This is a genomic window from Pseudoalteromonas sp. PAR1 (assembly GCF_947311895.1).
Classification (GTDB): Bacteria; Pseudomonadota; Gammaproteobacteria; order Enterobacterales; family Alteromonadaceae; genus Pseudoalteromonas; species Pseudoalteromonas lipolytica_C.
The window spans coordinates 41,031-51,884 of sequence record NZ_CAMZMY010000029.1 but is presented as its reverse complement, the minus strand read 5'-3'; the positions used below and the strand labels follow the sequence as shown (position 1 = coordinate 51,884).

At 43.1% G+C, this 10,854-nt stretch carries 7 protein-coding genes; 4 read left to right on the top strand and 3 right to left on the bottom strand.

Features of this window, described 5'->3' with window-relative positions:
- Positions 1 to 426: 426 nt before the first annotated feature.
- Positions 427 to 1,272: a LysR family transcriptional regulator gene (locus tag QL229_RS18475; protein ID WP_054560757.1), complete on the bottom strand. Its 846-nt coding sequence runs from the start codon at positions 1,270 to 1,272 to the stop codon at positions 427 to 429.
- A gap of 124 nt (positions 1,273 to 1,396) precedes the next feature.
- Between QL229_RS18475 and QL229_RS18470 the strand changes: the two genes are divergently transcribed.
- From QL229_RS18470 to gcvP, 4 genes are all read left to right on the top strand, one after another.
- The gene (locus tag QL229_RS18470; RefSeq protein ID WP_062570363.1) at positions 1,397 to 1,996 is read left to right on the top strand and encodes a hypothetical protein; all 600 of its coding nucleotides are present in this window, start codon (positions 1,397 to 1,399) and stop codon (positions 1,994 to 1,996) included.
- A gap of 180 nt (positions 1,997 to 2,176) precedes the next feature.
- Positions 2,177 to 3,259, top strand: coding sequence for a glycine cleavage system aminomethyltransferase GcvT (gcvT, locus tag QL229_RS18465; RefSeq protein ID WP_054560755.1), 1,083 nt, complete (start codon positions 2,177 to 2,179; stop codon positions 3,257 to 3,259).
- A gap of 88 nt (positions 3,260 to 3,347) precedes the next feature.
- Entirely contained in the window at positions 3,348 to 3,737 is a 390-nt protein-coding gene (gcvH, locus tag QL229_RS18460; RefSeq protein ID WP_062570365.1) for a glycine cleavage system protein GcvH, read from the top strand.
- A gap of 199 nt (positions 3,738 to 3,936) precedes the next feature.
- On the top strand, positions 3,937 to 6,825 hold the full coding sequence (gcvP, locus tag QL229_RS18455) for an aminomethyl-transferring glycine dehydrogenase (protein WP_138558575.1): 2,889 nt from the start codon (positions 3,937 to 3,939) through the stop codon (positions 6,823 to 6,825).
- A 132-nt stretch (positions 6,826 to 6,957) separates the two neighbouring features.
- On the opposite strand, the gene QL229_RS18450 is transcribed toward gcvP, so the two are convergent.
- Both QL229_RS18450 and QL229_RS18445 read right to left on the bottom strand, forming a co-directional pair.
- A complete protein-coding gene (locus QL229_RS18450) occupies positions 6,958 to 7,704 on the bottom strand; it encodes a SprT family zinc-dependent metalloprotease (RefSeq protein WP_281547293.1) in 747 nt (248 codons plus the stop codon).
- A complete protein-coding gene (locus QL229_RS18445) occupies positions 7,704 to 10,850 on the bottom strand; it encodes an HsdR family type I site-specific deoxyribonuclease (RefSeq protein ID WP_281547292.1) in 3,147 nt (1,048 codons plus the stop codon). Before QL229_RS18445 ends, QL229_RS18450 begins: the two co-directional genes overlap by 1 nt.
- Between the last annotated feature and the right edge of the window lie 4 nt (positions 10,851 to 10,854).

The following is a 10,854-nucleotide window of genomic DNA, read 5'->3' as shown; positions in this document are numbered from 1 at the left end:
AAATCAATCGCAATAACGTTAAGATTCACCATGTATGGATTCCTTTTGTAAAAGTTTTGTCGCTTATTACGTTACCCCCCTGTGGGAGGGGAGTCCATACATCTCTGTGGTTCAATATTCTTTTGCACAAAGAGAAAACAATGAGAAGTGAATTAGAAAGACCATAAAGCTATGTAGTTTTTCTTCTAAAGCGCAGCGTCTCTTATCCTCTTTGTGATTATTACTTTCTCTATGTAGCGCGGAGCGCCTCGGTGCTCTCTGTGGTTCAATATTCTTTTGCACAAAGAGAAAATAATGAGAAGTGAATGAGAAAGACCATAAAGTTATGTAGTTTTTGCTCTAAAGCGCAGCGTCTCTATACCTCTTTGTGAGTATTCATTGAATTACGAGATATAAAATTGTTTTTACAATTTTGAAAACTCACACCTACGTCAAACGTAAGGCGATAAATTCGGCGAGTTTATCTACGGCGGTGCCGGGATCGTCGGTGCGTTTAATTAAACTAATACCGATTTGACCAAGCTCGGGGAGGTCTTTGGTTTGCAGTTGGTAGTTAAGCTCATTTGGCACGGTACTTTTTGCCAGCACTGTAATGCCTAAGCCTTCTTTTAACGCCGCAGTTAGGCCGGTTAAGTCGGCATTACTGTAGGCAATGCGGTATTTAATACCCGCACTTTGTAGTGCCTCGATTGCGCGGCGGCGATAAATACATCCCTCAGGGGCGGTTACAAGCGTTACCACATCATTTTGTGCAAGGTTTAAATCACCCACCCATACGAGTTGGTCTTGCATAAAAATAGGGAACTTGGCAGATTCTAGCTCTTCGTTTAATGCCAGTACTAAATCGAATTGGTCTTGGCGCGAGACCGACAATAAATGTTTACTCAAACGAGAGCGCACTTCGAGCGATACATCAGGGTAGAGGGCCACGAAGTCACCAATGATCGACGGTAAAATACGTGCAGCAAATTCACTGGGGATCCCCAAGCGCACTTTACCGGTCACGTTTTCGCTAGTGAACTGCTGCAAAATAGCATCGTTTTGTTGCAGCATTTGCTTCGCTAATGGCATAAGTAATTCGCCATACTGATTAAGCACTTGGCGCTGGCCTTGCTTTTTAAACAGCTTATGGCCCAGCATGTCTTCAAGGCGCTTTATTTGTAAGCTCACAGCCGGTTGCGATAGCCCTAATAATTCACCTGCTTTGGCAAATCCGCCAACTTCAACAACAGTGACTAAAGTACGTAAACTATCGGTAGAAATGTTTTTCATTAAAAAATTCTATTTATAGGGCTATGTATATAAGCATTATTTATCAATTGATAAATAATTACAATTTGTTGTTGCTAGCACGGCGCAATATACTTCAGCCATTAATGATTGATAGGTGTCACATATGACTTTTACGCCAATAATGTTTGCTCGCCACAGCCAAGCTGAGACCCCAGCAGACAACGTGCTACAAGCTAATAACGATACTGCCATTATGGACTTTAGTGGCACTGAAGCAATCCCATTTTTAACGGCTATTTTAGGTCTTGATATTAATAAGCTAACCGCTAGCGGTTTAGGCTTACGTAGTTCATTAGACGATGACCTAACAAGCAGCTACGCTTATGCCCTGTATTACTTTAACGAAACTGCATTTCGTTTTGTGCTAGGTAAAGATGCCAGCGTGCAATTACAGTCGCTTATTAATGAGCAACAACTTCGTTACGACATTGATTATGTAATGCGTGACGATTTAAGCGCGCTAACCCTAAGTGGTGAGCAAGCGTTTGATGCCTTGGTCGACAGCTTTAAGCTAACGCCGGGGCTGCGTTTATCAGACATGCGCAGCTGCTATGGCGCACAAAGCGGTGAGGTATTTATTACCGCCATAGATAACCAAGCAACACAGCAATTTCAGCTGGTGGCGCGCCAAGCAGAGCTTGATAAATGGCAAACGCACTTACAGCAGCTCGGCTTTGATTTAGCCTTAGCCAACGTTGCTTAAAAGATAAAATTTTTAAAACAGCTACGCACTTGGGTGTTTAGCTGTTTTTTAGTTACAAAATCGCAATTTGGGTGTGACAACTGTGCAACTAATGTATAATCGCCGCCCATGTTATTCCCCCTCATTAAATTGAGGCCACGCCCCACAACTTGTGGGTTAATTTAAAAGTGAAGGAATATTATGACTTCTAAAACAGTTTTACATGCTAAGCACCTTGAAGCTGGCGCAAAAATGGTTGATTTCCACGGCTGGGAAATGCCAATCAACTACGGCTCACAAATCGAAGAGCATAATGCGGTTCGCACAGATGCAGGTATGTTTGACGTATCTCACATGACTATTGTCGATATTCAAGGCGAGCAAGCACAAGCGTTCTTACGTAAGCTAGTTGCAAACGACGTTGCTAAGTTAACTGTACCGGGTAAAGCACTTTACACAGGTATGCTTAACGAAGAAGGCGGCGTAATTGACGACCTTATCATCTACTTCTTCTCAGAAACGAACTACCGTTTAGTTGTTAACTCAGCAACACGTGAAAAAGATTTAGCGCATTTAGCTAAAGTTTCGGCTGATTTCGCCGTAACGGTTACTGAGCGTCCTGAGTTTGCAATGATTGCCGTTCAAGGCCCTAACGCACGTGCTAAAACAGCAACAGTACTTAACGCAGAGCAACAAGCTGCTGTTGAAGGTATGAAGCCTTTCTTTGGTGTGCAGGCAGGTGATTTATTTATTGCGACAACAGGCTATACTGGCGAAGATGGTTATGAAATCGTAGTACCTAACGATCAAGCTGCTGATTTATGGCAACAACTTCTAGACGCAGGCGTAGCGCCAGCTGGTCTAGGTGCACGTGATACGTTACGTCTTGAAGCAGGTATGAACCTTTACGGCCTTGATATGGACGAAAGTGTTTCTCCACTTGCTGCAAACATGGCGTGGACAATCGCATGGGAGCCAGAAGATCGTAAGTTTATCGGTCGTGAAGTATTAGAACAGCAACGCGCTGACAAGAGCACAGACAAACTAGTTGGTTTAGTGCTTGAAGAAAAAGGCGTATTGCGTAGCGGTTTAAAAGTCATCGTTGAAGGTGGTGAAGGGGTGATTACCTCTGGTACATTCTCACCAACTCTTGGTCACAGTGTTGCGCTAGCACGCGTTCCGCGTTCAACTGGCGAAACAGCCCAAGTAGAGATGCGTAAAAAACTGGTTAACGTTAAGGTTGTTAAACCTTGCTTTGTACGTAACGGCAAATCAGTTATCTAAACTATAAAAAATTTGGTGTTATCACCTAATAATGCCAATCATGTTGAGTTGTTAGCATGATTGGTAACAGAACCAAAGGAACAAAAAGATGAGCAATATCCCAAGCGAATTAAAATATGCTACTTCACACGAGTGGGTTCGCGACGAAGGTGACGGTACGTTTACTGTAGGTATCACTGAGCACGCACAAGAACTTCTTGGCGACATGGTATTCGTTGAATTACCAGAAGTTGGTGACGAAGTTGACGCGGGTGAAGACTGTGCAGTAGCTGAGTCTGTAAAAGCAGCATCAGACATCTACGCACCAATCGGTGGTGAAATCGTTGCAATCAACGAAGATCTTGAAGATTCGCCTGAAACAGTAAATAACGACCCGTACACTGACGGTTGGTTATTCCGTATCAAAGCATCTGACACATCAGAGCTTGATAACCTGTTAGACGCTGAAGGCTACGCTAACACAATCGACGAAGACTAATTAATTAGTCACGCCGACTAAAAGCCCCGTCTAGATCCCCAGCTAATAAAATACGTAGCTTGGGTTTCACAGGGGCTTTTATGATTTTATAGCTTACCTTTCCATACGCTGTAAGTTACTAAATCAACACGTTTTTAAGTTATTGCCAGTTACCCATTGGCAGTAACCACTTTTTTTTGGATCATAGGAATCTGGACAAATGTCAAACGCCAAATCTCTTGAACAATTAGAGCAAAAGCAAGATTTTATTCGCCGTCACATTGGGCCAAGCCCAGCGCAAGTAAGCGACATGCTGAGCGCTCTTGGAGTATCGAGTGTTGAAGAGCTGATCGGTCAAACGGTACCTGCAAGCATTCGCTTAGAGCAAGGTTTATCAATTGGCGAAAGCCGCACTGAAGTTGAAACACTAAGCTACTTAAAATCAGTAGCAAGCAAAAATAAAGTGTTCAAATCATACATCGGTCAAGGCTACCACCCAACTCACGTACCACACGTAATTTTACGTAACGTACTTGAGAACCCAGGCTGGTACACTGCGTATACACCATACCAACCAGAGATTGCACAAGGTCGTTTAGAATCATTATTAAACTTCCAGACTATGACCCTAGACCTAACTGGTCTTGATTTAGCAAGCGCGTCATTACTTGACGAGTCAACGGCTGCGGCAGAAGCAATGGGCCTTGCAAAGCGTGTTGCTAAGTCTAAAGCAAATGCATTCTTCATCGCTGATGACGTGCACACACAAACAATCGACGTTGTTGCAACACGTGCAGAGCAGTTCGGTTTTGACGTTATCGTTGGCAAAGCAGCTGAAGCACTAGACCACGACATTTTTGGTGCGTTATTCCAATACCCATCAACAACCGGTGAAATTACAGACGTAACCGATTTAATCGCTGGCGTACAAAGCAAAAAAGCGATTGCCTGTGTTGCTGCAGACATCATGAGCTTATTACTGCTTAAAGCACCAGGTAAGCTAGGTGCAGACGTAGTGCTTGGTTCAGCACAGCGTTTTGGTGTACCTATGGGTTACGGTGGTCCACACGCTGCATTCTTCGCAACACGCGACAAGTACAAGCGTTCACTACCTGGTCGTATTATCGGTGTTTCTAAAGACCGTTTAGGTAACGACGCACTGCGTATGGCAATGCAAACACGTGAACAACACATTCGTCGTGAAAAAGCCAACTCAAATATTTGTACAGCGCAAGTATTACTAGCGAACATGGCAGCGTTCTACGCGGTTTACCACGGTCCACAAGGCCTTAAAACTATCGCTGAGCGTATCCACCGTTTTGCAGATATCTTAGCGGCAGGCTTAAAATCAAAAGGCTTAAACCTTAAGCACGATACATGGTTTGATACGCTAACTGTTGTTGCAGATAACAAAGACGAAATCGTTGCACGTGCAGTAGCACACGGCGTTAACTTTGCGTCTAACCGCGCAGGTGAATACTCAATTTCTGTATCAGAAACAACAACCCGTGCAGACGTAGCTGAGTTATTCGACATCATCTTAGGTGAAGATCACGGCCTAAGCGTTGACGCACTAGCAAACGAAATCGAAGTAAACGGCAGCAACTCAATTCCTGCAAGCCTAGTACGCGATGACGAAATTTTAACGCACCCTAACTTCAACTCGTACCACAGCGAGACTGAAATGTTGCGTTACATCAAGCGCCTAGAGAACAAAGACTTAGCGCTTAACCACTCAATGATCTCATTAGGTTCATGTACGATGAAACTTAATGCGACAGCTGAGATGATCCCAATCACTTGGCCTGAGTTTGCAAACCTACACCCATTCTGCCCACTTGATCAGGCAGCGGGTTACCAAATCATGATGACTGAACTACATGATTGGTTAGTAAATATCACAGGTTACGATGCTGTTTCACTACAACCTAACTCAGGTGCACAAGGTGAATACGCAGGCTTAATCGCGATTCGTAAATACCATGAGTCACGCGGTGAAGGTCACCGTAACGTATGTTTGATCCCAAGTTCAGCGCACGGTACAAACCCAGCGTCTGCACAAATGGCAAGCATGAAAATCGTGGTTGTTGACTGTGATAAAAACGGTAACGTTGATATGGCAGACCTTAAAGCGAAAGCCGAAGAGGTATCTGAAAACCTATCTTGTATCATGATCACTTACCCATCTACACACGGTGTTTACGAAGAAACAATTCGTGAAATCTGTGACATCGTGCACCAGCACGGCGGTCAAGTGTACATGGACGGCGCAAACATGAACGCGCAAGTAGGTGTTACAAGCCCAGGTTCAATCGGTTCTGACGTATCGCACCTTAACCTACACAAAACATTCTGTATTCCACACGGTGGTGGTGGCCCAGGTGTTGGCCCAATTGGTGTTAAATCTCACCTAGCGCCATTTATGCCTAACCACAGCGTAATTAATGTTGCTGGCACAAACATCGGTAACGGTGCGGTTTCTGCTGCTCCTTACGGCTCAGCAGCTATTTTACCAATCTCGTGGGCATACATTGCCATGATGGGCTCTGAAGGCTTAAAACAAGCAACAGAAATGGCTATCGTGAACGCTAACTACTTATCTGAGAAGCTAAGCGAGCACTACCCAATTTTATACCGTGGCCGTAACAACCGCGTTGCGCACGAGTGTATTGTTGACCTACGCCCACTTAAAGAACAAACAGGCATCTCTGAAATGGACGTAGCTAAACGTCTACAAGACTACGGCTTCCATTCACCAACTATGTCATTCCCAGTTGCTGGCACACTAATGATTGAGCCAACTGAGTCTGAGTCTAAAGTTGAGATCGACCGTTTCATCGAAGCAATGGTGTCAATCAAGTCAGAAATCGACCGTATCGCATCTGGCGAATGGTCAATTGAAAACAACCCGCTAGTGTTTGCACCGCACACACAAGCAGACGTACTAGGCAATGAGTGGGATCGTGCATACGACCGTTTCTACGCAGCATTCCCAGTACCAAGCGTAGCAAAAGACAAATTCTGGCCTACAGTAACGCGTATCGATGACGTATACGGCGACCGTAACCTAGTTTGTTCATGCCCAGCGGTAGAGACATACCGTGACTAAGGTTTGATTTGATCAGAGTTATTATAGTTTGGGAATGATAATTATAGATTGGGAAAGTTATTAAAGATTGGGAATTCTTTTCCCAAACTATAACTCTAGAAAAGGTGAGCAAATTAGCTCACCTTTTTGTTTTTAATAACTCCAATCCTCATAAGCCAGAGGCAAGATATTAAGTAGGTTTCTGCGTTCACGCCAGTTAGGCATGTGTTTGTCCATGAGAGAGCGGAATCTGTCATTATGATGGCGCTCTAGTAGGTGAACTAACTCGTGGGCAAGTATAAACTCCATGCATTCTGGAGGTTTCTTAGCTAGTTCTAGGTTTAGCCATATACGCTTAGCTTGAATATTACAGCTTCCCCATTTGGTTTTCATCTTTTTGATATTGAGAGAGTCAGCGTTTACACCTAGTTTTTTTTCCCATTGAGGTAATAACTTCTCAAGTGAGCGCTGCATTTCGTCACGATAGAAACGGTTAAGCAGTTTTAGTTTATTGTCGGTTGACGTATTTTCTGCAACCGCTAACACTAAATTGCCATTTCCCTTTGCAGTAACACTATATCTACCTTTTGCCTCAACAAGCTTTAAACGGTATTTCTTCCCCCAAAGGTAATGGCATTCTCCATTTACCATTTCACGAATCGATTGGCGTTCTTGCCCTGCAAAGTCAGCTTGCTGTTTCTTAATCCACGCAAGTTTGTTAACGATTGCCAGCCTAATCTTTTGTTCACTTGTATCGTTGGGGATAGACAAGCGTACTTTGCCGTTTGGCGGTAGCACGCTTAAGTGAATGTTTTTAATGGCTCTGCGATTTAGCTCTACATCAATGTCACCAATGCGAACTACTTCAATGCTCTGGGCATTGCTTTTGGTATGGTGCACTAATGGTATTCCTTCTGAGCTTTAATTAGCTCCATGACATCAACAATATTAATATCATAACCAGCAGCCTCTTGTCGCACTGCGTTGGCTATCTCACGTTCTTTAAATCGATCACCAAGCCAATCGGCTTTTTTAGTGTAACGAACAACAGTATCAATTTTAGTAGTGAGTACTTCATCATTACCGAAGTTGTCGTAAATAGCTTGTTTTGCTGGTGTATCAACAGTTGGTGGGTAATCTGGACCTGTTCCAGTCGGGTTAACCACTTTCTTAGCGAGTGCTCGTATCTGTTCAAGATACTCTTGATAGCTAATAGCTTGCTCTCTTCTCTGCTTAATGATTTCATCAAGCAAGGTTGCCATGCTGTCAAAATATTTAGGGTTTACTGGATTTTCATCAACGATGGTTTTTCTAACGTTATTCTCAATGGCTTCCGCCATTGCATCTTCATTGTTACGCAAGCCTTCAGGTAAATCGTCTAAGCCTTTCCCGTTATTGTTTACCACTAGATCAATTAAGCCCAACTCTTCAAAATCCATCAGTAACTCACTGTCATCAGCTCGAATGTACATATCCAATAGATGACGCATCGCAGGCTCAAAACGTTTCATTTCGAGCAAATCACCGCTGGCGAGTTTGACTTCATCACGCACCTTTTCGAAGTATGCGACTTCTTTCTTAATATTTTCGGCTTCTTCAAAGGTGTAACCAGCTTGCTCCATTTCATTTGCAAGGTTAGTGTATGCACGAATCAGTTTAGCGACTGATTGATATAGAGTTAAACGCAATGCCTCTTTTTCAGTGCGCTCATTTTCATCTTTAGGTTCAACACCCGAATCACCACAAAAATAATGAATAAAATCCTTAGTATCTCTAGGTGCTTTCACTGGTTCACATAACGCTCGTACTGCTTCCAGTGCATTGTCTAAATCAGCACGAGATTCTTGTAAGCGATCTTTTAAAAGCCCTTTAACATCGTCAGCATCGTAGCCATCAAAGGCTTCGGCTGTGTAATCTTTAATGGCTTTATCCAATGAACGGAATAAGTCTTTATAGTCGATGATGTAACCGTAGTCTTTATCTTCACCGTCTAGACGGTTTACACGGCAGATGGCTTGAAATAGGTTGTGGTCAGCCATCTTTTTATCGATATAAAGATAAGTGGCTGAGGGGGCATCAAAGCCAGTGAGCAGTTTATCGACAACAATGAGCAGGCGCATTTGCCCCGGCTCTTCGATAAAGCGTTTCTTAACGGCTTTTTCGAACTCTTCAACACGTTTCGCGGCTTCTTCTTCACTTTGCTCAAAGTATTCAGCTAACATCTTGCGATAGGTGTCATATTTAAACAGTTTTTCAGTTAATCCCTCACCAGACTCTTCGCCTTTTATAGCGCCTGCAACTGGCTGATAACTGGTTACTACTGCACACTTTCCTGCAAGATCGGTCTTACTAAACAAATCATAAACAACACATGCTTGATGGACGCTGGCGCACACTAGCATGGCGTTACCTCTACCAGACATCAATGCAGGTTTGATTTCCATATCCATCAAAATGTCGCTAACAATTTGCTCTAAGCGAGATTTGCTGGAGAGCACTTTTTGCATGGTGCCCCATTTTTGTTTTAGCTGCATTTTAGCGAGGTTAGAAAGTCCTTTAGTCTTAGCTTCAAACCATTGGTCTACTTTTTTCTCTGACGTTAGATGCTGATCAATATCTCTTGCTTCATAACGCAGATCTAGCACCACACCGTCACTTACGGCTTCATCAAACTTGTAAGTGTGAATATATGGACCGAAGACTTCCAAGGACTTCTTCTTGTCCTTTTTCATCAGTGGCGTACCCGTAAAGCCGATAAACATGGCTTCAGGTAAAATGGCTTTCATTGCTTCGTGCAGCTTGCCTGATTGAGTGCGATGACATTCATCGACAAAAACGAATAAATTACCTTTTGCAGCAAAGTCAGTTGGTAGGTTTTTGGTTAACGCTTCAAGGTAATCTTTTGTTGCCTCATCATCGTCTTCGTCAGTAACGGCTTCGCCATTTCGTCCAAACTTATGTACCAGTGAACAGAATAACCAAGGGTTAGGCTGATTGAGTGTGGCAACTAAATCCCGTCCGCTTTTTGTGCGATAGATCTCTTCATCAACACCAGAGAATACTTTTTCTATTTGTTCGTCCAACTCAGTTCGGTCAGTAACAATAAGCACCCGTGAATCTATTACATTTTCACGTATCCACTTGGCAAGCCAAACCATAGTTAAGCTTTTGCCAGAACCTTGGGTATGCCAAATTATGCCATCATCGTGTGTTTTAACGTGTTTCTGTGCCGCTTGAATGCCGAAGTATTGGTTGTGTCGGCATGTTTTCTTTACCCCCGCGTCAAACACGATAAAGTCATGAATGAGTTGTAGGAAGCGGCTTTTATCACACAATTGCGCGATATGAGTATCGAGTAAGTTTTCTGTTGTAATTTCTTTTGCTGGCAATGGATTGGGGTTTTCTTTACCGCTGCATTCTTTCCATTCGAGATAATATTTTTCAGTTGTCTCGACCGTACCGTAGCGCACACCTTGGGTATCATTACCCGCCATTACGAGCTGCATGGTGGTGAAGAAATTACGAATAAACGCTTTCTTTTGGTTGTCTAAATTTTGGCGAATACCTTCACTAACTGAGACTGAAGAACGCTTTAATTCAATCACACCAAGCGCAATACCATTAACATAAATCACGATATCAGGGCGCTTTTTCAATTCACCTTTTACGGTAACTTCTTCAGCAATCGCAAAATCGTTAGCTTCTGGATTTTTCCAATCAATTAGCCAAACTGTTTGGTTTTGTTCACCAGCACCTTCTTTTTCTTTTACGCCATAGCGCAGTAGGCGATAAACATCTTTGTTAGCATCAAAGAGTTTTTTACCTTCACCAAGAGCTGCGGCAGTATCAAGTTGGCGTAATGTGCGGGTAATTAGTGAGTCAGAAATACCACGACCTTTTAACCATTTAGTGAGTAGGTCTTTTTCAATATTGCTGTTACCTTCACGGTATTCCCAATTGCCGAGATAGCTGTAATCAAGTTGTTCTTTAAAAAACTTAACCACGCGGTTTTGGGTTTTACGTTCTAATTGACCGACATTACTCATGGTT

What these genes read in the sequence shown, in the direction of transcription:
- QL229_RS18470 (WP_062570363.1), top strand. Translation starts at nt 1,397, where the DNA reads ATGACTTTTACGCCAATAATGTTTGCTCGCCACAGCCAAGCTGAGACC.
- QL229_RS18445 (WP_281547292.1), bottom strand. Translation starts at nt 10,850, where the DNA reads ATGAGTAATGTCGGTCAATTAGAACGTAAAACCCAAAACCGCGTGGTT.
- gcvT (WP_054560755.1), top strand. Translation starts at nt 2,177, where the DNA reads ATGACTTCTAAAACAGTTTTACATGCTAAGCACCTTGAAGCTGGCGCA.
- QL229_RS18475 (WP_054560757.1), bottom strand. Translation starts at nt 1,272, where the DNA reads ATGAAAAACATTTCTACCGATAGTTTACGTACTTTAGTCACTGTTGTT.
- gcvP (WP_138558575.1), top strand. Translation starts at nt 3,937, where the DNA reads ATGTCAAACGCCAAATCTCTTGAACAATTAGAGCAAAAGCAAGATTTT.
- gcvH (WP_062570365.1), top strand. Translation starts at nt 3,348, where the DNA reads ATGAGCAATATCCCAAGCGAATTAAAATATGCTACTTCACACGAGTGG.